The 21612-nt window shown below is 46.3% G+C and carries 23 protein-coding genes and 5 tRNA genes; 19 read left to right on the top strand and 9 right to left on the bottom strand.

Annotated features, from left to right (window positions below; genetic code table 11):
* Position 1 precedes the first annotated feature (1 nt).
* Together prfA and hemA are read right to left on the bottom strand one after the other, a co-directional pair.
* Positions 2-1087, bottom strand: coding sequence for a peptide chain release factor 1 (prfA, locus tag AC27G9_RS00360; RefSeq protein WP_487069855.1), 1086 nt, complete (start codon positions 1085-1087; stop codon positions 2-4).
* A gap of 3 nt (positions 1088-1090) precedes the next feature.
* Positions 1091-2377, bottom strand: a complete 1287-nt coding sequence (hemA, locus tag AC27G9_RS00355; protein ID WP_487069853.1) for a glutamyl-tRNA reductase — start codon at positions 2375-2377, stop codon at positions 1091-1093.
* 253 nt (positions 2378-2630) lie between these two features.
* Between hemA and lolB the strand changes: the two genes are divergently transcribed.
* From lolB to AC27G9_RS00335, 4 genes are all read left to right on the top strand, one after another.
* On the top strand, positions 2631-3236 hold the full coding sequence (gene lolB / locus AC27G9_RS00350) for a lipoprotein insertase outer membrane protein LolB (RefSeq protein WP_487069851.1): 606 nt from the start codon (positions 2631-2633) through the stop codon (positions 3234-3236).
* Between the two features lie 20 nt (positions 3237-3256).
* Positions 3257-4120: a 4-(cytidine 5'-diphospho)-2-C-methyl-D-erythritol kinase gene (gene ispE, locus AC27G9_RS00345; RefSeq protein WP_487069849.1), complete on the top strand. Its 864-nt coding sequence runs from the start codon at positions 3257-3259 to the stop codon at positions 4118-4120.
* A gap of 20 nt (positions 4121-4140) precedes the next feature.
* Positions 4141-4216: transfer RNA gene (locus AC27G9_RS00340), tRNA-Gln, on the top strand.
* Positions 4217-4256: 40 nt separating this feature from the next.
* A complete protein-coding gene (locus AC27G9_RS00335; protein WP_487072021.1) occupies positions 4257-5195 on the top strand; it encodes a ribose-phosphate pyrophosphokinase in 939 nt (312 codons plus the stop codon).
* Positions 5196-5259: 64 nt separating this feature from the next.
* On the opposite strand, the gene AC27G9_RS00330 is transcribed toward AC27G9_RS00335, so the two are convergent.
* From AC27G9_RS00330 to AC27G9_RS00320, 3 genes are read right to left on the bottom strand one after another with little or no spacing between them, the layout of a single operon-like run.
* Complete coding sequence (locus AC27G9_RS00330; RefSeq protein ID WP_487069847.1) at positions 5260-5661, bottom strand: MAPEG family protein; 402 nt, start codon at positions 5659-5661, stop codon at positions 5260-5262.
* A gap of 16 nt (positions 5662-5677) precedes the next feature.
* Positions 5678-6052 carry a YbaN family protein gene (locus AC27G9_RS00325; protein WP_487069845.1) on the bottom strand — a complete coding sequence of 125 codons (375 nt, stop codon included), beginning with the start codon at positions 6050-6052 and terminating at the stop codon, positions 5678-5680.
* Positions 6053-6070: 18 nt separating this feature from the next.
* On the bottom strand, positions 6071-7510 hold the full coding sequence (locus AC27G9_RS00320; RefSeq protein WP_487069843.1) for a sigma-54 interaction domain-containing protein: 1440 nt from the start codon (positions 7508-7510) through the stop codon (positions 6071-6073).
* 299 nt (positions 7511-7809) lie between these two features.
* Between AC27G9_RS00320 and AC27G9_RS00315 the strand changes: the two genes are divergently transcribed.
* The 6 genes from AC27G9_RS00315 (at position 7810) to AC27G9_RS00290 (ending at position 12535) form a co-directional block, all read left to right on the top strand.
* On the top strand, positions 7810-8223 hold the full coding sequence (locus AC27G9_RS00315) for a nuclear transport factor 2 family protein (protein WP_487069841.1): 414 nt from the start codon (positions 7810-7812) through the stop codon (positions 8221-8223).
* Between the two features lie 115 nt (positions 8224-8338).
* The gene (locus AC27G9_RS00310; RefSeq protein WP_487069839.1) at positions 8339-8797 is read left to right on the top strand and encodes a hypothetical protein; all 459 of its coding nucleotides are present in this window, start codon (positions 8339-8341) and stop codon (positions 8795-8797) included.
* A 159-nt stretch (positions 8798-8956) separates the two neighbouring features.
* Positions 8957-9580 (top strand): 50S ribosomal protein L25/general stress protein Ctc, encoded by a 624-nt coding sequence (locus AC27G9_RS00305; protein ID WP_487069837.1) that lies wholly within the window; start codon positions 8957-8959, stop codon positions 9578-9580.
* Positions 9581-9586: 6 nt separating this feature from the next.
* Positions 9587-10180 carry an aminoacyl-tRNA hydrolase gene (gene pth, locus AC27G9_RS00300; RefSeq protein WP_487069835.1) on the top strand — a complete coding sequence of 198 codons (594 nt, stop codon included), beginning with the start codon at positions 9587-9589 and terminating at the stop codon, positions 10178-10180.
* 22 nt (positions 10181-10202) lie between these two features.
* Positions 10203-11294: a redox-regulated ATPase YchF gene (gene ychF, locus AC27G9_RS00295; protein WP_487069833.1), complete on the top strand. Its 1092-nt coding sequence runs from the start codon at positions 10203-10205 to the stop codon at positions 11292-11294.
* A 221-nt stretch (positions 11295-11515) separates the two neighbouring features.
* Positions 11516-12535 carry a hypothetical protein gene (locus AC27G9_RS00290; protein WP_487069831.1) on the top strand — a complete coding sequence of 340 codons (1020 nt, stop codon included), beginning with the start codon at positions 11516-11518 and terminating at the stop codon, positions 12533-12535.
* On the opposite strand, the gene AC27G9_RS00285 is transcribed toward AC27G9_RS00290, so the two are convergent.
* On the bottom strand, positions 12504-13424 hold the full coding sequence (locus tag AC27G9_RS00285; RefSeq protein WP_487069829.1) for a LysR family transcriptional regulator: 921 nt from the start codon (positions 13422-13424) through the stop codon (positions 12504-12506). The genes AC27G9_RS00290 and AC27G9_RS00285 overlap by 32 nt on opposite strands.
* Positions 13425-13679: 255 nt before the next feature.
* Here AC27G9_RS00285 and AC27G9_RS00280 point away from each other — a divergent pair.
* The 5 genes from AC27G9_RS00280 (at position 13680) to AC27G9_RS00260 (ending at position 15628) form a co-directional block, all read left to right on the top strand.
* Positions 13680-13756: transfer RNA gene (locus AC27G9_RS00280), tRNA-Met, on the top strand.
* Between the two features lie 33 nt (positions 13757-13789).
* Positions 13790-13874: transfer RNA gene (locus AC27G9_RS00275), tRNA-Leu, on the top strand.
* Positions 13875-13878: 4 nt separating this feature from the next.
* A tRNA-Gln gene (locus AC27G9_RS00270) sits at positions 13879-13954 on the top strand.
* Positions 13955-13992: 38 nt separating this feature from the next.
* Positions 13993-14068: transfer RNA gene (locus tag AC27G9_RS00265), tRNA-Gln, on the top strand.
* 153 nt (positions 14069-14221) lie between these two features.
* Positions 14222-15628 carry an alanine/glycine:cation symporter family protein gene (locus AC27G9_RS00260; RefSeq protein WP_487069827.1) on the top strand — a complete coding sequence of 469 codons (1407 nt, stop codon included), beginning with the start codon at positions 14222-14224 and terminating at the stop codon, positions 15626-15628.
* A 45-nt stretch (positions 15629-15673) separates the two neighbouring features.
* On the opposite strand, the gene AC27G9_RS00255 is transcribed toward AC27G9_RS00260, so the two are convergent.
* Positions 15674-16213: a carboxymuconolactone decarboxylase family protein gene (locus AC27G9_RS00255; protein ID WP_487069825.1), complete on the bottom strand. Its 540-nt coding sequence runs from the start codon at positions 16211-16213 to the stop codon at positions 15674-15676.
* A 121-nt stretch (positions 16214-16334) separates the two neighbouring features.
* Here AC27G9_RS00255 and AC27G9_RS00250 point away from each other — a divergent pair, with 121 nt between their 5' ends.
* Positions 16335-16907, top strand: a complete 573-nt coding sequence (locus AC27G9_RS00250; RefSeq protein WP_487069823.1) for a TetR/AcrR family transcriptional regulator — start codon at positions 16335-16337, stop codon at positions 16905-16907.
* Here the strand turns inward: AC27G9_RS00250 and AC27G9_RS00245 are convergent.
* Both AC27G9_RS00245 and AC27G9_RS00240 read right to left on the bottom strand, forming a co-directional pair.
* On the bottom strand, positions 16904-17074 hold the full coding sequence (locus AC27G9_RS00245) for a hypothetical protein (protein ID WP_487069821.1): 171 nt from the start codon (positions 17072-17074) through the stop codon (positions 16904-16906). The two genes, AC27G9_RS00250 and AC27G9_RS00245, sit on opposite strands and share 4 nt — an antisense overlap.
* A complete protein-coding gene (locus tag AC27G9_RS00240; RefSeq protein ID WP_487069819.1) occupies positions 17071-18243 on the bottom strand; it encodes an FAD-dependent monooxygenase in 1173 nt (390 codons plus the stop codon). Before AC27G9_RS00240 ends, AC27G9_RS00245 begins: the two co-directional genes overlap by 4 nt.
* Positions 18244-18626: 383 nt before the next feature.
* Here AC27G9_RS00240 and miaB point away from each other — a divergent pair, with 383 nt between their 5' ends.
* Genes miaB through ybeY form a run of 3 tightly spaced genes read left to right on the top strand, consistent with a single transcriptional unit; the run spans position 18627 to position 21593 of the window.
* The gene (gene miaB / locus AC27G9_RS00235) at positions 18627-20063 is read left to right on the top strand and encodes a tRNA (N6-isopentenyl adenosine(37)-C2)-methylthiotransferase MiaB (protein ID WP_487069817.1); all 1437 of its coding nucleotides are present in this window, start codon (positions 18627-18629) and stop codon (positions 20061-20063) included.
* A 13-nt stretch (positions 20064-20076) separates the two neighbouring features.
* Positions 20077-21123, top strand: a complete 1047-nt coding sequence (locus tag AC27G9_RS00230; protein ID WP_487069815.1) for a PhoH family protein — start codon at positions 20077-20079, stop codon at positions 21121-21123.
* Positions 21120-21593 (top strand): rRNA maturation RNase YbeY, encoded by a 474-nt coding sequence (gene ybeY / locus AC27G9_RS00225; RefSeq protein WP_487069813.1) that lies wholly within the window; start codon positions 21120-21122, stop codon positions 21591-21593. The genes AC27G9_RS00230 and ybeY overlap by 4 nt, the downstream gene beginning before the upstream one ends.
* The last annotated feature ends 19 nt before the right edge of the window (positions 21594-21612 follow it).

Genomic DNA, 21612 nt, shown 5'->3' with positions numbered 1-21612 from the left:
GTTAATCGTCAGCCAAAGATGCGAGCAAGTCTGCTTGGTGCTCTTGGCGAATCGGCTCAGCAAGGGCATTCAGGTCACCCGCGATGACTTCGTCCAGTTTGTACAACGTTAAATTGATGCGGTGGTCTGTCACTCGGCCCTGAGGGAAATTGTAGGTGCGAATACGTTCAGAGCGGTCACCACTGCCTACCAAGCTACGACGCGTTGTCGCTTCTTCTGCAGCGCGCTTTTCTTCCTCGATTTGATTCAATCGAGCTTGTAGAACGCTCATCGCTTTCGCACGGTTTTTATGCTGCGAGCGTTCGTCCTGACACTCTACAACGACACCCGTCGGCAAGTGAGTAATACGAATCGCTGAGTCTGTTTTGTTGACGTGCTGACCACCCGCCCCCGACGCGCGGAACGTATCCACACGCAAATCAGCAGGGTTGATATCGATGGCTTCAGATTCAGGAATTTCAGGTAGCACAGCAACTGTACATGCCGAAGTGTGAATACGACCTTGAGATTCAGTCTCAGGCACGCGTTGTACACGGTGGCCACCAGATTCAAATTTCAATACGCCATAGGCACCATCACCGCTGACGTTCGCGATCACTTCTTTATAACCACCGTGTTCGCCCTCATTGGCGCTCACTAGTTCTACTCGCCAGCCTTGGGTCTCAGCATAACGGCTATACATCCTGAACAAGTCACCAGCAAAAATAGCAGCTTCGTCACCGCCCGCACCCGCGCGAATTTCTAAGAAGCAGTTATGGTCATCATTGGGGTCTTTAGGCAACAGGAGGACTTGGAGTTCAGTTTCTAAACGCTCGAGTGTTGCCTTTGCCTCTTTGATCTCTTCCTGCGCCATCTCACGCATTTCGGCATCGTCTTCACCCAACATTTCGTTAGCCATTGCTAAGTCTTCTTCGGCCTGCTGGAACGCATTAAACCCTTTGACCACGTCTTCTAGCTGCGCATATTCTTTGGAAAGGGCTCTAAACTTATCTTGATCGCCAATGATTTCTGGGTCACCAAGTAATGCTTGAACCTCGTCGAAGCGCTCTACCAAATTTTCGAGTTTGAATTTTACTGATTCTTTCATTTCTTATTCACTGTGCTTGTCAGACGATGTCACAGGCGGTAATGCCAACTCCATCGCATCTGCGAGTAACCTTGCCGTTTGAGTTTCGGTATCGCTCGCAGCTTGTCTCAATGCGCGGGTTGGCCCATGCATGAGGGTATTGGTTAATTTATAGGCTAACTCTTGTAATGCCGCCTCTGCCGACTTGCCCTCTGCAAGTTGGTTTAATGCTTTTTCAACAAGCTCGTCTCGCTGAGCTTCACCACGTTCCCTGAATTGTTTTACTAAGTCGATGGACTTGCGCGACTGCTGCCATTTAACAAAGCTACTCACTTGGCTCTCAACTAGCTTTTCCGCCTCTTGTGCAGCCAATTCTCGAGATGCCATGTTTTGCTCGACAATTTGTTGCAGATCGTCGACGGTGTACAAGTACGCATCACCGAGCTCATTGACTTCAGGCTCAATATCCCGAGGAACAGCCAAATCGACCAAAAACATTGGCATGTTACGTCGCTGTTTTAATGCCCGTTCAATCATACCTTTGCCAATCAATGGCAATTGGCTGGCGGTAGAGCTAATGACAATATCATAGTCTTTCAAATGCTCGGGCAACTGCGCCAAGGTGTACACATCAGCGCCTAACTGGGACGCGAGGGATTCTGCGCGAGATACCGTACGGTTAGCAACAGCAAGGTGCTTAACCCCTTGTTCCTTTAAATGTTGCCCTACTAACTCTATTGTCTCACCAGCACCGACTAGTAACACTGAGCGTTTCGAGAGGTTGGCGAAAATATGCTTGGCCAATTGCACTGACGCAAACGCTACCGATACGGCGTTAGCACCAATTTCCGTCTCCGTTCGCACCCGCTTTGCAACATTAAAGGTATGTTGAAACAGCTTATCGAACGACTGATCGACCATCCCTGAGTGCTTGGCATCACTGAATGCCTGCTTGACTTGACCTAATATTTGGGGCTCACCGAGTACTAAGCTATCCAGCCCACTGGCGACGCGCATGATATGCTTGATAGCTTCTTGCTGACGTAATTGATAGCTATTTTCCTGAATCTCATCACCGGATACACCATGGAATTCCGCTAACCAATTGAGTAATGGCTCAAACTGTTCCAGTTGACCATTGATATAGATTTCTGTGCGATTACAAGTAGAGATAATCACTGACTCATCAATCCCGTCCCTTTCTTTCAAAGACGAAAAGGCTTTAACCAAGGCGTCAGGTGTAAATGCCACTTTCTCGCGAAGGGCAACTGGCGCAGTTTTATGGTTAATTCCTAGGGCTAACAGAGTCATTCATTTCCACGGTATATGATTCGGTGCGGCATTGTACGAAAAAGGCCTTTAGAATAAAAGTAGATATAGCACACAAACACGTGATGTGGTGCGATTGGTGTAATCGCTACAACTGATTAGTGACTTAAGCGGTGCACGTAGTTTTGTCACTCGGGCTTTTCATCTTGCTATACAGGTTACTTGTACTTCTTTGCTGGTAGCGATAAATCAGTTCTGATATTTTAAGCGCAGATTCTGGCCGCCATGGACTGAAATGCGCTATTTACTCTTTGTTCTCTTATTGTTTGTGGGTGGTTGTGCCACCCAGTCTCGGGGCCCAACAGGGCCAGTAGATTTACCTGCTCAGCTCGCCACCTTGGCCGAAATTAATCAATGGCAGGCAAAAGGAAAAATGGCCTTAAAGGAAGAAGAAGAGGCTTTTAGTGCTTCAATGCGTTGGAAAGTGGATAACGCTAATTTCGAATTTAAGCTCACTAACCTACTGGGTATAACGTTAGTCGATATGAAAAGTGATAACGCTATAACCACACTAGAAGCCGATGGTGAGACATACCAAGACAGCGACGCTAGCCGATTAATCAGTCGGGTAACTGGCTGGTCAATTCCCGTCACTCAATTGATAAATTGGACAAAGGGCTTACCCAATCCTGAAGACCAGTATGTATTGCGTGAAGACGGCTTAGTGGCGTCATTAACGCCTGGCTGCACCCGTTGTGAACAGTGGGAAATCAGATATGACCGATACCGTCAAATCGACGGGATATGGTTGCCTCACAGTGTTGTTTTACAGCACCGCTTTATACCGAACAAATGGATTAAAATTCGAATCAGTGCTTGGACGCTGAACCATCAAAAATAGATATGTCTCAGATAAACTCGATGAATAATCAAATTCAAACGATCGATTGGTGGCCAAGTCCTGCCAAAATCAACTTGTTTCTTCACATTTTGGGCCGTTACGATAACGGCTATCACCAGTTACAAACTTATTTTCAGCTGTTAGACCAAGGCGATAGGCTGGGCTTTCGCCAACGTACGGACAATCAAATAATACTCACCCCCTCGATTGAGGGCGTACCAGACGAAGACAACCTCATCTATCGAGCGGCACAACGTTTGCGCGAAGAGGCAAATGTTGACTATGGAATCGAAATACACATAGAAAAGCAGTTACCCATAGGAGGCGGTATCGGTGGTGGTTCGTCGAATGCGGCAACGACCTTAGTTGCACTAAATGCCATATGGAAGCTTAACTACCCGCTAGCACAACTGGAAAGCTGGGGACTCTCACTGGGCGCCGATGTACCCATATTTGTTCGAGGGTTATCCGGCTTTGCTGGGGGTGTCGGTGAAAATATCACGCCACATGAATCAGAGGAAAATGTTTATCTCATCGTTACACCCAATGTTCATGTTAGTACCGCTGATATTTTTAAACTACCAAACCTACCAAGAAACACCCCTTCAATCGAGTGGAGCGATTACACTTTTGATCAAACCCACAATGATTGTCAGGAAATTGTCGTTAATCGCCATCCAGAAGTTGCAAAATTATTACAGTGGTTGCTACACTACGCACCGTCGCGAATGACGGGAACCGGTGCGAGCGTTTTTGCGGTTTTTGACGATGAAATTTCGGCCCATTCAGTACAGCAGAAATTGCCGGCTGAATGGCAAAGCTTTATCGCGAAAGGCGTAAATGTGTCTCCACTGATAAATAAACTAAAATCCGTGAACGTCTGAGTAGACATAAACCAATTTTTTGGGGTATAGCCAAGTTGGTAAGGCAGCGGGTTTTGATCCCGCCATTCGTAGGTTCGAGTCCTGCTACCCCAGCCACCACCTTTATCAATGCACTGAGGAAACACTTGTGCCAGATATGAAGCTCTTTGCAGGTAACGCCGTACCAGAACTTGCCCAGAAGGTTGCCGACCGTCTTTATACCAAACTTGGAAACGCCAGCGTCGGCCGCTTCAGTGACGGTGAAATCAGCGTAGAAATTCATGAAAACGTCCGTGGCTCGGACGTTTTTATTATCCAGTCTACGTGCGCACCGACCAATGATAACCTGATGGAGCTAATCGTGATGATTGACGCGCTTAGACGCGCGTCTGCCGGCCGAATTACTGCGGTAATTCCTTATTTCGGCTATGCTCGCCAAGACCGCCGAGTCCGCTCTGCTCGTGTTCCAATTACAGCGAAAGTTGTTGCTGACTTTTTGTCAAATGTTGGTGTCGATAGAGTCCTTACTATCGATCTCCACGCGGAACAGATTCAAGGCTTCTTCGATGTACCGGTAGACAATGCCTTTGGTACGCCGATTCTACTCGCGGACATGAAAAAGCGCGACTTCCAAGACCCAGTTGTTGTCTCGCCAGACATCGGTGGCGTTGTGAGAGCGCGAGCAACTGCCAAGCTGCTTAATGATACTGACCTGGCAATTATCGACAAGCGTCGCCCACGCGCTAACGTCGCTAAAGTGATGAACATTATCGGGGATGTAAAAGACCGCGACTGTATCATCGTTGATGACATGATTGATACGGGTGGCACTCTCGCGAAAGCCGCTGATGCTTTAAAAGAACACGGCGCTCGTCGCGTATACGCCTACGCAACTCATGCGATTTTCTCTGGTAATGCCGCAGTTAACCTCAAAGACTCTGTTATCGACGAGATCATCGTTACAGACAGTATCCCATTGAGCAAAGACATGCAGGCACTAGATAAGGTCAAGCAATTGACCTTATCTGAGATGTTGGCTGAAACGATAAGACGTATCAGCAACGAAGAATCGATTTCGGCGATGTTTGAATACTAGCAGACACAATCGTCGATAAAAAAGCCACCTTTTCGGTGGCTTTTTTGTTTGTGAAATCCAACCTTCAAAGCGACATCAGCAACACTGTCCACATGGCTAATACCGCCAGAAAATTGATGGTGAATACGACGCCTCGCCATTTCACCGAGCCAATCCAAATTTGTACTACGCTGTGCAAAACTCGACCAAACACGAATACCCAAGCGATTGCCACGACACTGTTACTCACTTTGGGCACCAACACCACAAGTAGCACACACGCGATATGAAAAAACATGGGCCACTCAAATTGATTCTTCAAGTTTGCGGAAAACCGCGGTTCTAACGCCGCTAATGGGTTGTCGCCATTTACAGTTTTTCCTATCCCCCAAACTGCTGGGGCTCTTGCCATTGTCAGTCCTGCGTACAGTAACGCTACCCAAATGACATGAGAGAACATAGGCAACACAATATTGAAAGTATTCATCTAATTGACTTCCCCGTCATTTAGTTAACTTTGACTTGGGCTCTGGCCGAGTCAATAAAAACGTTGCCACTAGGCTAAAGAAAACAGCGAGACACGTCAGTAAAATTGGACTGATACCTCGGCTAAACAAAATCAACCAGCTAATAATAAGCATAACAATAGCCACGACTTTGCTCTTTCTGGATACCGCACCCTCTCGTTCCCAGTCAATCAGCAACGTCCCTAGATGCGGATGCGCATAAAGCCAAGTATGCAACTTTTCGGAACCGCGGGCGGCAAACCACGCCGCTAACAACAAGAAGGGAACCGTCGGCAATCCGGGCAACACCACCCCGATAAGCGCCAATCCCAGAAATACATAGGCCAGCACTAGAAACAACCACTTTTTCATCACACTGCGTTTCCTTTTTTACAGTAACCCGTGTTTTATCATGCGAGCGCGTAAGGTGTTAGGGTGAAGTCCAAGTACATCTGCAGCACCACCCTTGCCCGCAATTTTGCCATTAACTTGAGACAAGGTCGCCTCTATGTGCTGCTTTTCTACTTCAGCAAGAGTTTGGTTAATACTAGACTTGGACTGAGAAACTAACTCTGTCGAGACTAAATCTTGATTGTCTATGCGAATATGATTGTCTCGCGCGAGAATGGCAGCGCGCTCCAATACATTTTGTAATTCACGAACGTTGCCATACCAGGGATAACGGAGCAAACGGTTCATAATATCTTCGGACAACGGCATAAAGGACTTGTTTAGCTTCACCGACAAACTATGCAAAATGGAAGCAATTAAGTCAGGGATATCTGACCGCCTCTCCCTCAGCGGGGGGACTAGCAAAGGAAAGACACCGATTCGATAATACAAATCCGCTCTGAACTCTCCACTTACGCACATCGATTTCAGATCTTTATGCGTCGCAGCAATGATTCGTACGTCGACCTTAGTGGTTTTACTCGCACCAACTCGCTCAAACTCACCTTCTTGTAATACTCGTAAAAGTTTTGTTTGAACCTGAGCAGGTAGTTCCGCCACTTCATCGAGAAACAAGGTGCCTTTATCGGCCAATTCAAAGCGTCCAACTCTTGTCGAATCTGCGCCGGTAAAAGCGCCTTTTTCATGCCCAAACAATTCGCTCTCAACTAAATTATGAGGTATTGCGCCACAATTAATTTTGATAAATGGGCCACCTTGCCTGAGACTTTGGTTATGGATTGCCGTTGCGACCAGTTCTTTGCCAGTACCCGTTTCCCCTTGAATCAATACACTGGCATCTGTTGGCGCAACCTGACTGACTTCCTGCAATAGCTGCTGCATCTTCTGATGGTTACCGACAATACGTCCCATCGAATGTTGCTCGAGTAACTCTGTCTTTAAATACGCGTTTTCGGCCTGCGTTTTATGTTGCAGTTCATGTATGGTTGCGAGCGCTTGCTTAAGCTGTTCTTCTTGTTGTTTTCGTTGGGTAATATCTCTAAAAACAACAACTGCACCGACTATCTTGCCTGAGTTGATCATAGGTGTGCTGGTATATTCAACGTGAAAGCTAGTGCCGTCCTTTCGCCAAAATAACTCATCTTCCTCGTGATGAACGACACCGTCCTTTAACGCAGCATATATTGGGCATTCTTCGACGGGGTATGGGCAACCATCCGCTTTGGTGTGATGCCAAACATCATGGGAGTGTTTTCCCTGTAAGTCTGCCAAACTCCACCCTGTCATTGCCTCCGCGGCGGGATTACTAAAAGTGGTGTTACCTTGAGTGTCAATCCCATATACCCCATCTCCCACAGAATTGAGGATTAAAGAATTGAGGTTTAACACCGCTTGCAGTGTGCTTGATGATGTGGCCATTCAATACTGACTCCACGTTTTGGCATTAGTGTTAACGTTAGCCTAACACCCAAAGAACACCATATATAGTGAACCCATGCAAAAAAATACAAAAAAACAATATAAAATTACCATATTTGGTAACTTCACCAAATATGGTAATCTCGGCGAAGTGGGAAAATAGATAAAAGCATAAAAAACAACAACTTAATATTTGGCATTGATTTTTCAATATAAAAGGGACCGTAACTTACGCTGCCGGAGCATACCCTAACCTGAAAAAGCGATATGTCAGGCGGCAATCAATATTGGAAAAGACAATGGAAAAGAGACTACCGACTCCCCCTTTTACTCAAGACACTGCAATTTTGAAAGTACAAGCAGCAGAAGACGCTTGGAATACGAAAAACCCAGTACAAGTGTCGAAAGCCTACACCCCTGACTCTGTGTGGCGAAACAGAGATATCTTTTTACAAGGCCGCGACAGTATCGTTGAGTTTCTCAGCGACAAATGGAACAGAGAACAAGACTACAAATTGAAAAAAGAATTGTGGTGTTTTGACAGCCATCGAATCGCAGTCAAATTCTTTTATGAATGGCACAACGGTGAGGGACAGTGGTTTCGTTCGTATGGAAACGAGTTGTGGGAGTTTAATGATTTGGGGCTTATGGCACGCCGTGAGGCCAGTATTAACGATTTAATGATTGAAGAATCAGAACGCTTGCTGAAATAGCGTTTTCAGTGCGGCTAGTCAACCCTGCCAGCCGCACGCTCCCTGTAGCATATTGATTCATCTTGTGTTCAACTTGTCGTGGTAAGTTATTCATTGAACATAGGGAGTCGACAGTATGAATATCAGAGCATTAGCTATCCCATTGCTGGCTTTAGTGTTAATGGGCTGCAATGAGTCGCAAGAGTCAACCGGTTCAAAGCCAAATGACAAAGAACAAAAAACACTGACGACAGTATCGTCAATCCCCGCTACAGCAGATGAAACCAAAAACAAGATGGCGCTTGTGAAACAAGACATCGATTTAGAGGCTGGCATCACGCTTAAAGGCGTAATGCAATATAAAGAACTAGAGGGTGGTTTCTACGCATTTGCCAGCGAAGGTGGACAAAACTTTATCCTCCAAGGCTTGGCGCCAGAATATCTGCGCCATGGCTTAGTCATTAGCGTCACAGGTGTCCCGAAACCTGAATTGGTGACCATACAGAACTACGGCACCGTATTCGAAGTATTTGACGTTACCGTCCTGGACGAGTCCAAAGCTAGTGATGCGAATGCCAAAGGTATCACGCACTAAGCCTACCAATATCAGAGTAATAAAAAGACTTTGTATCTCTTGCGTCGCAATGATAGAATTCGCCGCCCTTGAAATTCGGGGTGGCTTTTCATTAAGTCATAGGTAGTGAATTTGGTCGCAAAATTCACTTAAAAATCATTTATTTTTTGGAGACAGTCAATGTCTGACGCAATTTTTACATTGGACGCAGAAGTCCGTACTGATCTAGGGAAAGGTGCGAGCCGCCGCCTACGTCATGCAGAAAAAGTTCCTGCGATCCTTTACGGTGGCGAAGAAGCGCCAGTATCTCTTACTCTTGAGCACAACAAAGTACTTCAAGCGCAAGAATTCGAAGCATTCTACTCACACGTTCTTACTTTGAACATCGACGGCACTGCAGTTGAAGCTATCGTTAAAGATATTCAACGTCACCCGTACAAGCCTAAGCTTCTACACTTGGATTTCCAACGTGTTGTTGCTGGTCAGAAAGTTCACACTAACGTTCCAGTTCACTTCATCAATGAAGATTCAAGTGCAGCAATCAAAGCTGGCGGTGTTGCAGAGCACCACGCAACTGAAATCGAAGTAACTTGCCTACCTGCAAGCCTTCCTGAGTTCATCGAAGTCGACATGGCAGCGGTTGAAGTAGGTCAAACTCTTCACCTATCTGACCTAACACTTCCAGCAGGTGTTGAGTCTGTAGAACTAGCTAAGAACGATGCTGCTCACGACCTTGCTGTTGTGACAATCAAAGCACCTAAAGGCGGTGCAGCTGAAGAAGAAGCGACAGAAGACGCGGAATAATCAGCTTTGACGGATATTCGTCTTATCGTGGGCCTGGGTAATCCAGGCCCCGAATACGAAAATACTCGCCACAATGCCGGCGCTTGGTTTCTAGACCAACTGGCACAGACTTTTAATACCTCCCTAAAAGCAGAAAGCAAATTCTTTGGTAAGACGGGCAGAATTACGATTGCCAATAAAGATATACGACTGCTCTACCCCACGACCTTTATGAATCGCAGCGGCCAAGCGGTTGCCGCAATGGCGAATTTCTATCGCATTGAGCCAGAGCAAATTTTGGTGGCTTTTGACGAGTTGGATTTGCCTCCTGGCGTGGCTAAATTTAAAGTGGGTGGTAGCTCAAGCCAGAATGGTGTTCGCGACATCGTATCGCGATTGGGCAACAACAAAAATTTTATGCGTTTGCGCATTGGTATCGGTCACCCTGGCCATAAGAGCAAGGTGACAGGACACGTACTGGGCAAACCGTCTTCAGCAGAAAAAGTAGCGATTGACGAAACCTTAGACGAGGCGCTTCGTTGTACTGAAATTCTGTTGAAAAACGATTTAAAAATGGCGCAAAATCGGCTCCATTCATTCCAAGCCGATTTGCCTAAGTAACGACTATTTTTAAGGAACTGACATGGGCTTTAAATGCGGCATCGTAGGTTTGCCAAATGTAGGTAAATCCACTCTTTTCAATGCGTTGACTAAAGCGGGTATTGAAGCAGCAAACTTCCCTTTCTGTACAATTGAACCGAATACCGGTGTTGTACCTGTACCCGATCTTCGCTTAGATAAACTCGCTGCCATCGTCAGCCCGGAGCGCGTAATTCCAACAACAATGGAATTCGTAGACATTGCGGGATTGGTCGAAGGCGCATCGAAAGGTGAAGGATTAGGCAATAAGTTCCTTGCCAACATTCGAGAGACTGATGCCATTGGCCACGTTGTGCGTTGTTTTGACGATGAAAACATCGTTCACGTTGCAGGCCGAGTCAGCCCTCAAGACGATATTGACGTGATCAATACGGAATTGGCTTTGGCAGATTTAGAAACGACTGAAAAGGCCCTTATTCGTGTAGCTAAACGCGCGAAAGGCGGAGATGCAGACGCCAAGTACGAGCTAAAAGTCCTCGAAAAAATCAAACCGCACCTAGATGAAGGTTTGCTACTGCGCTCCCTTCCTCTAGAAAAAGAAGAGTTGGCTGCTATCAGCTATATGAACATGTTGACCTTAAAGCCAACCATGTACATCGCTAACGTCAACGAAGATGGTTTCGATAACAACCCATACTTAGACCAAGTGAAAGCCATCGCCGAAGGCGAGAACGCCGTTGTAGTTGCAGTTTGTGCGGCCATCGAAGCAGATATTGCAGAGCTTGACGATGAAGACAGAGAAGAATTTCTTCAAGAACTGGGGTTAGAAGAACCAGGTTTGAACCGTGTAATTCGCGCAGGGTACAACTTGTTGACTTTGCAAACCTACTTCACAGCAGGTGTAAAAGAAGTACGAGCTTGGACCTACCCAGAAGGTTCTACAGCGCCACAAGCGGCAGGCAAAATTCACACTGACTTCGAGAAAGGCTTTATTCGCGCGGAAATCGTTGGCTATGACGATTACGTTGAATTTAACGGCGAATCTGGCGCGAAAGAAGCAGGTAAATGGCGCTTAGAAGGCAAAGATTACATCGTTAAAGACGGTGACGTTATTCATTTCAGATTCAACGTATAATCCTATTCTGTTTTAGAAAAAGGCCCGCTTTATGCGGGCTTTTTTGTCATCCAAATATCGTATTTCACGTATATCCTCACAGTGGTGCGAAATTGAAACGCACTGGTGCAAATAAAACGCCTAGTCATCCGGTCCATTTAACGGTGTGATAACGCCACCCCGTTTTGCAAAGACGACGGGGTAATCGTGATGAAATTTTGTATATTGGTTTGTATTGAAATATGACAACAAAGACACCTTCGCAGATCGCACTTCTACCCGGTGAAAAGGCAATGCCTGACGCCCCAATTGTGCCATTGAATGATAACTGCGGATGTATTCCACAGCATTACCTTGAGTATGCGCATACATTAGAATCCGTCGAGAGTATCGTGCTGGATATCCAGTTTGATGACAACTTTCCGCTTTTTGTTAGCGAAGACCACAGCGGTATGTATCTTCAGGTGGGTGTTATTGGTATCGACAATTACCTGCCCGAGGCGACGCAACAAGACGACAAGATTGTTTACGGCCGACGTTGGCGTGTCGAACCACAATTACCGACGTCTGAAATCATTCAAACTGCGTTCCTAGCGTTTCAGAAAGCTCGTGAACACGAAGTACGGGAACGTTTCCGTTTTCACAGTAATGGCAAAACCACTACCCCGTTCAACACCCATCATGACTTGCCATTGATGGCTCAAGATCCCACGCGATTCGCCTTGCAAGCTGAACACACGAGCCACGATATCGCCAATCAATTAAACTATTACTTGAGTATGGTGACCTACGATAGGTGCAATATTGAATTTAAGCAGGCCGAACGCCGGGCGAATGGCCAATGGATTATTGACTTAACTATCAAACCCAGTAAGCACTCAAGCTTGCCCGAGTTGGTGGGAAACGCTTCACAAACGTCCATCACCTTGCTGATGCCACAAATCTGTTTGAACTCCCTGCTCCACGCCTTAATGGACACGTTTTTAACATGGAGTAATCAATACGTTGAGCAACACTTTACCTTTCAAGGTTTTGCAAGGTTCAGCCGCAATAATAGTGTCGCTGCGATAAGCGAACTTTCGTATTTGACACGCCAGCGTGAGGCGGGCAACAGTATTGATTCGTTTACCCATATCTTTGCCAACAGTAATTACGAAACAGACAAAACCCGCGTGCCTGTACTCAGTGATACCCCACTATCGAGAAAACTGAGAGCACAACTGGCGAAGTCTAAGGTGAAGAGAGGGATTCTTCCTCTGTAATACCATGCAAAGGGCACCGTCCCTCGATGAGGTCCTGATGCTGGGCTAACGCTTTTTGCATATAGCATTTAAATTCCCTGACTTTCGCGTTGTCACGCAGGTCAGGGTGAATCAACATCCACAATTCAAATTTATGTTCACTGGTATACGGTGGTACACGAATCAATTGTGGGTCTTTGTCGCCAATAAAGCACGGTAAAATAGCAATGCCCATGTCTTGCTTACACGCTTTTACCAAAAGGTTGGTATTGACAATGCCGTGACGAGAATCAAATTTTGGATAATCCGTGGCTAATTGACCCACAGGCTTGCGCATTTTGTCTGTCCAACCAATCCAATGCTGTTGAGCCAACCAAGAGCCGTCGTTGAGATAAGGCTGATTTTCAATTGGGGTATACGCACTACGATATACGCCAGCCAACCGATGAGCAATAAGGTGCTCAGGGGGTTTTTGACACACGCGTATCGCAACATCTGCTTCTCGATTAGCTAAATTTAAGCTGCGCACAGAATCTAGAATGTGAATATCAATATTGGGGTACGCTTTGGCAAAATGGCCAATGGGTTCAATTAACAAGTGTTCAGCCACAATATCCGCGGCCGTGACTCGAATCGTACCGCTAAGCTTACCGTCTTTGCCACCGGCCAACCGATGCACATTGTGTAAGGTATCCTCGAGGTGAACCGCTTGAGCGTATATTTCCTCTCCCGCGCGAGTCTTCGCATAGCCATTACCGGAGCGGTGAAACAATGAAAAGCCCAATTGTTGTTCGAAACTATTGATACGTCGGGATACCGTCGCATGACTGACAGACAAATCTTTTGCTGCTCCGCGTATTGATCCGGCACGAGCAACCGCCAAAAAGTACTTCAAATCGTCCCAATTCATAGTTTTCTCAGTAAAAATATTTTGTTTCGTGGCGAAAACGCATATTAACGGTGCCAGATTGCAACTGGCAAGGTACAAAACGACGTAAACATTGCATAAACAATGATCACAAAATCACCGAATTGACGCAAACAGCATCACTTTGGCTATTAACTAAGCAAACAAAACTTTTTTATAAAAAAGTGGTTGACCTACAAAGGGGACATCAGCATAATACGCGCCACTCCCAGAGAGGAGTAACCCAAAAAAACAAATGGCTACGTAGCTCAGCTGGTTAGAGCACATCACTCATAATGATGGGGTCGCAAGTTCGAATCTCGCCGTAGCCACCAGTTTTTTTAAACACATCAACAATGTGTGTCCATGCGGAAGTGGTGGAATTGGTAGACACGCTGGATTTAGGTTCCAGTGCTTCACGGCGTGAGAGTTCAAGTCTCTCCTTCCGCACCATTGTTGGGGTATAGCCAAGTTGGTAAGGCAGCGGGTTTTGATCCCGCCATTCGTAGGTTCGAGTCCTGCTACCCCAGCCATCTCATTTTAGTTAAGTGACCCTGTCATTTAATACCCTTGGGGTATAGCCAAGTTGGTAAGGCAGCGGGTTTTGATCCCGCCATTCGTAGGTTCGAGTCCTGCTACCCCAGCCATATTTCAAACGCCAGTCTCAGACTGGCGTTTTTTGTTTCTGCTCTCAAAACTAAATCTACACGATTTCAACGTATTATATAGCCATTTGCACTTTACTCTGTGCGTAAACAGGGGCAGACTCTTAAGCTTTTGCGCAAAAACAGGATCGTATCGTGGTAAATGAGATTGTTGCAGCGATCAACAATATTCTTTGGGGTAACGGCCAAGTCCTCATTTTTATGTTGCTTGGCTGTGGTATTTGGTTTTCTGTTGGCCTCAAAGGTGTCCAAATTCGACATTTCGGACACATGTTCAAATTACTTAAAGGCAGTAATAAAAGCACAGACGAAGGGATAAGTTCTTTTCAGGCACTGTGTACCTCCCTCTCCGCTCGCGTAGGCACTGGTAACCTCGCTGGCGTCGCCGTCGCCATTTCACTCGGTGGTGCAGGCGCGATATTCTGGATGTGGGTAATCGCTTTATTGGGAATGGCAACGGGTTTCGCGGAAAGTGTGCTGGGCCAGTTGTACAAGGTCAAAGATCACAATGGTGAGTTTCGCGGCGGTCCCGCGTATTACATCAAACAAGGCTTAAATCAAACTTGGTTAGCCGTGTTGTTCTCTCTTTGCTTATTCTTGGGCTATGGGTTTATTTTCAGTGCTGTTCAAGCCAACACCATCACTGATGCACTCAATAACGCGTACGACATTCCTACAACCTATTCTGGATTAGTGATAATAGGACTCGCAGCCTTAATCGTGATTGGTGGCCTTAGAGGCATCGCTCGTTTTGCTGAATGGATTGTTCCTTTTATGGGTATTGGTTATGTCATCGCTGCGTTAGCCATTACCGTGCTTAACTTCGCTGAGGTTCCTGCCATGTTGTGGGATATCATCGCGTCCGCTTTCGGCTTACAAGAAGCTGGTGCTGGCGCATTAGGAGCGGCTATAAAAAATGGTATTCAACGCGGATTGTATTCTAATGAAGCAGGTTCAGGCAGTGTACCCCATGCTGCAGCGAGTGCCGCGCCGCGCCCCAACCACCCGGTCTCACAAGGTTATATTCAGATGCTAGGTGTTTTCCTCGATACCATGGTGTTATGTACCTGCACAGCATTCATTATTTTACTTGCGGGCGGTTCAAGTTCGGACCAAATGGAAGGAATAAGACTTACTCAGAACGCCATGAGCACACATATCGGCACCGGTGGTACCGACTTTGTCGCTGCCGCAATTAGCCTCTTTGCATTTACTTCGGTTGTTGCTAACTATGCCTATGGTGAGAGTAATCTACACATCTTTAAACTCGACAACAAGATAGGCCGTGGGCTCTACACTGCGGGTTATTTGCTTATGATTTTTTGGGGTGCCCAAGCAGATTTACCGAAAGTATGGGCGATGGCTGACATGGCGTTGGGGTTAATGACCGTAATCAACATTATTGCCATTGTTTGGATGACACCAACAATCGTATCCATCAGCAAAGACTACTTTAAAAAACACGACAACGGCGAACAGCCCGAGTACAAAACTGGCGACTGCGAAATCCAGGGGCAGTCTGAAAAAGGCGTGTGGGACTGAGAATACTAAAAAGCCAGCGACAAGCTGGCTTTTTTGTTTAGGTGCTTAAACAAAGGCTTTAAACGGTTCATCAATTGGCGTATCAGCAACGTGGTTTACGTAATTGCTGATGACTTTTTGCGAAAGTATTAAAATAACTTCAAGTACGTTTTGCTTGGTAAAACCCGCCGCGTAAAACGCATTAATTGCATCAGCCGCAACAACACCGCGCTGCCTTACCACAGTTAAGGTAAACTGACGTAAAGCTGCGAGCTTCGAATCTGACGGGTCTTGTCCACCGCGAATCGCTGCAACAATACTGTCATCCACTCCCATACTTTTAGCAATCGCGCTGTGAGCAGGCACACAGTAATGACACCCGTGCTCCACGTTGATGGTTTGCCACACTACGGTCAGTTCTTCTTTGTTAAAAGACGTTTGCTGAGCCAATGTGTGAAGTTGTTGATAAGCATCCAATAATTCTGGCGACTCTGCCATCACAGCGTGTAGATTGGGTATCATTCCAAACGCAGCAACAGATTTTTGTAACAGTGCTTTGCTTCCTTCAGGGGCTGATTCTTGTGTAAAAAGTTCGAAATTGCTCATACTGGTTCCTCGTAGACAATGTCATTGTTGACTGAATTATCACAATATAGGTTCACATGAACGATCGTTCAAGCTACAATTGAACAAATGTTCAAGCTGATACGTCATAGGTTAGATAGAAATGAAATATGAACGCGCAGAAATTGTTGAAAAAGCCGCTCACGTATTTTGGGAAAAAGGCTACTTAGGTGTCGGGATGAGAGACCTGCAAGTGGCATTGGATATGCGCCCAGGTTCTATTTACGCGGCTTTTGGCAACAAAGACGGTTTGTTTTGTGAAGCGCTTGATCAATATGCTGAACAAAGTTTTAGCTGCTTTACGAACATTGAGAATGCCAACGACGTATTGGCCAGTTTGCGCACCTTTTTTGAAAGTGTCCTCATTGTACAAGACAAGCCGAATTATCAACAGCGTTGCTTCCTCGTCAATACATTGGGAGTCAGCCACGCCCTATCACCTGAACTAGCCTCTCATGCGGATGACTTAATGAACCAAACTCTCACTCATTTTACTGCCATCTTAGAAGCAGCGAAAAACAATGGAGAGATTAATGAGGACAAAGCGACGGTACAATGGGCTAAATGGCTTCAGGCGCAATTTATTGGTTTGCGAGTAATCAGTAGTGCCAGCCCCAATAACAATGATGTTAAGTGGCAACTCGATGCGATTTTTGACGCCCTCGCGCGTCGTTAGATTAAACGTATCAACTGCACAAGTAAGAGTATTCCCATAAGCGGCCAAATCCATCGAGAAATTTTGCCAACCTCTTCGTCAGACATGCGATATTTCGATTTTTCCAACAAAGGCACGATGAGAAACAATGCGGCAAACAACACCGCGAGAATAATAAGTACTGTCATTTTGATAATCCTGTGGCATAGCGAAGCACTGTATTTTTGATTGGTCCAGCTTGTTGGGCCAATCGCAATGCCGTATTCCTTAAGACAGATACCATACCATTTTCATTGCTAAAAAGCTGATAAAAACCATCCATTGCTGACATCATTAACAAATTATCCCGTTGCCTAGGACGCTCGAAATCTGCTTTCAACGTTGCATAAAACTGGTTGGGTTGATTGAATTGGGTTCGTGACTCGCTGACTTTCAGAAAGCTTTCTACGTCTTTAAATCCCAAATTCACACCCTGCCCGGCCAATGGATTGATCGTATGCGCAGCGTCGCCAATCAACACCGCTCCAGGCAGCACATATTGACTCGCGTGTTGTCGAGTCAGCGGAAACGCAGCACAATCAAGGACTTCAAATTGCCCCAATTCAGACGGGAAATGCGACACCACTTCGTCGTGTAACTGTGTTTTGCTGAGGCTTTTTAATGCCTTAATACGAGAGGCACTGTCATACCAAACAACAGAGCCAAATTGTCCATACATGGGTAGAAACGCCCTTGGGCCGGATGGAAAAAACTGCTGCCATGTGCAGTCTTCCACCGATTCGGTCATTTTTACCGTAATACCAAGTGCTTGTTGCTCGTATTGCCACCCACTGGTGCCGACATTCAGTAAGCGACGCACCATTGACTGGGCACCATCGGCGCCAATCACCCAATGACTTTGAAGCGTTTGCCCATCGCTTAGTACCAACTGACAACCTGTTTGATTGGCCTCGAGCTGCGTCATGCGGCCCTGATTTATCCATGTTAGGTTTTCATGTTTTGCCAAAGCCTGATGACAAGCCAATTGAAGAATCCGATTTTCAACAAAATACCCAAGTTGCTTTTCGCCGATGTCTGCGGCATTAAAATCGGTTCGGCTGGATGGCTGATCCCACACCGAAAGGCCAGAATATGAACGTGCTCGCATGGCCATGACATGTTGCCAAGCACCGAGTTTCTCGAGAAGTTGAATTGATGCCATGCTAATGGCCGACACTCTTAAATCAGGTCCTTGATTCGAATCAAATGGTTTGGGCATATTGGTCTCAATCAAGGCAACGCGGTAACCTTGTTCCAGCAGACCAAGTGCAACGGCACTGCCTATCATACCGCCACCATTCACACAAAAATCAAACATCCAACTTCCTTAAATTGCTTCGCAAGCTAGCGCTACTTGAGCACATGAGAGCGTACATTTTATCTCTTAGTATCACACTCTTATCTTTCACGATGGCGCCAGCATCTGTGTATGCATTATGACGTATTCTACACCGTGACTCCATGATCTCGATCACTTGCTTTAACGCCTGAGACCCTCAGATGAAAAGCCACCAGCCCAAACCAATACCCTTACGGGCTTTGCGGGTTTATACTGGGCATAATAAGAGCTGGGATTTGGTGCCAATTCGCGGTAAAATACGCGGCTATTTTGAACATTAATGACATTGGTGAGAAGACCAAACGCATTGTAGTCTTTACACTGCCCTCACCCGTCAATAACAGGCAAGTATTTACGTTACCATGACCAAAAAGCTGTATATCAAAACTTGGGGTTGCCAAATGAACGAGTATGACTCGGAGAAAATGGCAGACCTACTCGATTCAACCCACGGTTATAGCCTGGCTGAAGAAGCGGAAGACGCAGACGTTATTCTACTGAATACGTGTTCTATTCGTGAGAAAGCGCAAGAGAAAGTATTCCATCAACTGGGGCGTTGGAAAAACCTTAAACAAACCAACCCAGACTTGATTATTGGTGTAGGCGGCTGTGTAGCATCACAAGAAGGTGACATGATTCGCCAGCGCGCACCATTTGTTGACGTGGTGTTTGGCCCACAGACGTTGCACAGGCTGCCTGAAATGATCAACCAGATCAAAGGCGGAGAAAAGTCAGTTGTTGACGTGAGCTTCCCTGAAATCGAAAAATTCGATCGGTTACCTGAGCCGAGAGCAGAAGGCCCAACGGCGTTTGTTTCTATCATGGAAGGTTGTTCTAAATACTGCACCTTCTGCGTCGTGCCTTACACACGGGGTGAAGAAGTGAGTCGTCCGGTTGACGATGTACTACTTGAGATTGCGCAACTCGCCGAGCAAGGTGTTCGCGAAGTAAACTTGCTCGGACAAAACGTTAACGCCTTTCGTGGTGAGCACTACGATGGTTCTGTTTGCCGCTTTGCCGAATTGCTCGAATTAGTCGCCGCTATCGATGGCATTGACCGAATCCGTTACACCACGTCACATCCAGTGGAGTTTACTGACGATATTATCGATGCTTACGCCAGCATTCCTGAGCTTGTAGATCACCTGCACTTGCCTGTACAAAGCGGCTCTGATCGCATTTTGAACCTGATGAAGCGTGGTCATACAGCACTTGAGTACAAGTCGAAAATACGTCGCCTACGTAAAGTTCGTCCCAATATTTGTATGTCATCAGACTTCATTATTGGCTTCCCTGGCGAGACGGATGCCGACTTTGAAGCCACGATGGATCTGATTCAAGCGGTCGATTACGACTTGAGTTTCAGCTTTATCTACAGCGCACGTCCGGGTACACCAGCGGCCGATGCCGTTGATGACGTTTCTGAAGACGCTAAGAAGCAGCGACTCTATCTGTTACAGCAACGTATCAATCAACAAGCACAGCGTATTGCACGAAATATGCAAGGTACAGAACAACGTATATTGGTTGAAGGCTTGTCGAAAAAGAACGTCATGGAGCTTTCAGGTAGAACGGAAAACAATCGCGTTGTGAATTTTGAAGGCAGCCCAGATATGATTGGAGAGTTCGTTGATGTAGAAATTACTGACGTTTACTCCAACTCCTTGCGCGGCAAAGTAATTCGCCGTGAAAAAGACATGGGACTGCGTGTTGCCGTGTCTCCTCAAAGCATCGTTAATCGTCAACGCGCTAATCAACCTGATGAATTGGGTGTGGCCCAATTTAATCCAAACCTGTGAGGAATGAAGCAGTTTGAGCAATATTGTAAGCAGTGAAATTGTTTTAGAGCCAGAAGACAACAAACGTCTATCTAGTTTGTGTGGACCGTTCGACGACAACATTAAACAAATTGAGCGTCGCTTGGGCGTAGAAATTAGCTACCGTAACAATGCGTTCAAGGTAATGGGTGAATCTCAGCAAGCTAGCGGCGCTAGTGAATTGCTCAAGCTGTTATACATTGAGACACAACCGGTTAAAGGTGTCGTGCCAGACCTCGATTCCGAGCAAGTACACTTGGCGATTCAAGAAGCCAAATGCTTAGAAAAAGCGGAAGCGGGCCACTATGGCAAAGAGGTGCATATTCGAACCAAACGCGGTGTTATCAAACCGCGTAACCCGAACCAGTCTCAATACGTGGCGAATATCATTAATCACGATATTGCCTTCGGTATTGGCCCAGCGGGCACGGGTAAAACGTATTTAGCAGTGGCGGCTGCAGTTGACGCACTGGAGCGTCAAGAAATTCGCCGTATCCTTTTGACCCGCCCTGCGGTAGAAGCTGGCGAGAAGCTCGGTTTTTTACCTGGAGACTTGTCGCAAAAAGTCGACCCATATTTGCGCCCGCTTTATGACGCTTTGTTTGAGATGTTGGGCTTTGAAAAAGTCGAAAAGTTAATGGAACGCAATGTCATCGAAGTCGCGCCATTGGCCTACATGCGCGGTCGTACGCTCAATGATGCTTTTATCATCTTGGACGAAAGCCAGAATACAACAACAGAGCAAATGAAGATGTTTCTGACCCGTATCGGTTTTAATTCAAAAGCGGTGATCACTGGTGATATTACGCAGGTAGACTTACCTCGAGGTGTGCGTTCTGGTTTGCGCCACGGCATTGACGTGTTGCAGAACGTTCAAGGGATATCATTTAACTTCTTTAACGCCAATGATGTTGTTCGCCACCCAGTTGTCGCGCGAATCGTAAGAGCGTACGAAGAGCACGATGCAGAGCAAGACCGCATTCGGGCTGAGAAAAAAGCACAAGCATTAGCTGAAAAAGACGCGAAAGAGGATGATGCATGAGCATCACCCTCGACTTCCAGCAAGCTTATGAAATAGAAGACGACATTCAGCGTTCTATTCCTTCAGAGCAGGCGTTTGAAACATGGGCTAATGCCGTCCTGAGCCATATTGGCGTAGTCGATAAAGAAATGACAGTTCGCATCGTCGACGAGCAGGAATCCCACGGTCTCAACTTCGAATACCGGGGTAAAGACAAATCGACCAATGTATTGTCATTTCCATTCGAATGCCCTCCAGAAGTCCCAATTCCCCTGCTTGGTGACTTGGTTATTTGTGCCCCAGTTATTGTTGCTGAAGCCGCACAACAGAAAAAAGCGATTGCTGACCATTATGCCCACATGGTGATTCATGGCACGTTGCACTTGTTGGGTTACGATCACATTGACGATGCCGATGCTGAAGAAATGGAAGGTATTGAAGTACACATTTTGAAGCAATTAGAGATTGACGATCCTTATCAAGAGATTTAACGTTGAGACTGGACAGATA

The sequence above is a fragment of the Alteromonas sp. 5NS40-0096 genome (assembly GCF_057544385.1).
The sequence above is the reverse complement of the archived record's forward strand: the minus strand, read 5'-3'. Positions and strand labels throughout refer to the sequence as shown.

Coding starts and splice junctions, on each gene's coding strand:
- prfA (WP_487069855.1), bottom strand. CDS start 1,087: ATGAAAGAATCAGTAAAATTCAAACTCGAAAATTTGGTAGAGCGCTTC.
- hemA (WP_487069853.1), bottom strand. CDS start 2,377: ATGACTCTGTTAGCCCTAGGAATTAACCATAAAACTGCGCCAGTTGCC.
- lolB (WP_487069851.1), top strand. CDS start 2,631: ATGCGCTATTTACTCTTTGTTCTCTTATTGTTTGTGGGTGGTTGTGCC.
- ispE (WP_487069849.1), top strand. CDS start 3,257: ATGAATAATCAAATTCAAACGATCGATTGGTGGCCAAGTCCTGCCAAA.
- AC27G9_RS00335 (WP_487072021.1), top strand. CDS start 4,257: ATGAAGCTCTTTGCAGGTAACGCCGTACCAGAACTTGCCCAGAAGGTT.
- AC27G9_RS00330 (WP_487069847.1), bottom strand. CDS start 5,661: ATGAATACTTTCAATATTGTGTTGCCTATGTTCTCTCATGTCATTTGG.
- AC27G9_RS00325 (WP_487069845.1), bottom strand. CDS start 6,052: ATGAAAAAGTGGTTGTTTCTAGTGCTGGCCTATGTATTTCTGGGATTG.
- AC27G9_RS00320 (WP_487069843.1), bottom strand. CDS start 7,510: ATGGCCACATCATCAAGCACACTGCAAGCGGTGTTAAACCTCAATTCT.
- AC27G9_RS00315 (WP_487069841.1), top strand. CDS start 7,810: ATGGAAAAGAGACTACCGACTCCCCCTTTTACTCAAGACACTGCAATT.
- AC27G9_RS00310 (WP_487069839.1), top strand. CDS start 8,339: ATGAATATCAGAGCATTAGCTATCCCATTGCTGGCTTTAGTGTTAATG.
- AC27G9_RS00305 (WP_487069837.1), top strand. CDS start 8,957: ATGTCTGACGCAATTTTTACATTGGACGCAGAAGTCCGTACTGATCTA.
- ychF (WP_487069833.1), top strand. CDS start 10,203: ATGGGCTTTAAATGCGGCATCGTAGGTTTGCCAAATGTAGGTAAATCC.
- AC27G9_RS00290 (WP_487069831.1), top strand. CDS start 11,516: ATGACAACAAAGACACCTTCGCAGATCGCACTTCTACCCGGTGAAAAG.
- AC27G9_RS00285 (WP_487069829.1), bottom strand. CDS start 13,424: ATGAATTGGGACGATTTGAAGTACTTTTTGGCGGTTGCTCGTGCCGGA.
- AC27G9_RS00255 (WP_487069825.1), bottom strand. CDS start 16,213: ATGAGCAATTTCGAACTTTTTACACAAGAATCAGCCCCTGAAGGAAGC.
- AC27G9_RS00250 (WP_487069823.1), top strand. CDS start 16,335: ATGAAATATGAACGCGCAGAAATTGTTGAAAAAGCCGCTCACGTATTT.
- AC27G9_RS00245 (WP_487069821.1), bottom strand. CDS start 17,074: ATGACAGTACTTATTATTCTCGCGGTGTTGTTTGCCGCATTGTTTCTC.
- AC27G9_RS00240 (WP_487069819.1), bottom strand. CDS start 18,243: ATGTTTGATTTTTGTGTGAATGGTGGCGGTATGATAGGCAGTGCCGTT.
- miaB (WP_487069817.1), top strand. CDS start 18,627: ATGACCAAAAAGCTGTATATCAAAACTTGGGGTTGCCAAATGAACGAG.
- ybeY (WP_487069813.1), top strand. CDS start 21,120: ATGAGCATCACCCTCGACTTCCAGCAAGCTTATGAAATAGAAGACGAC.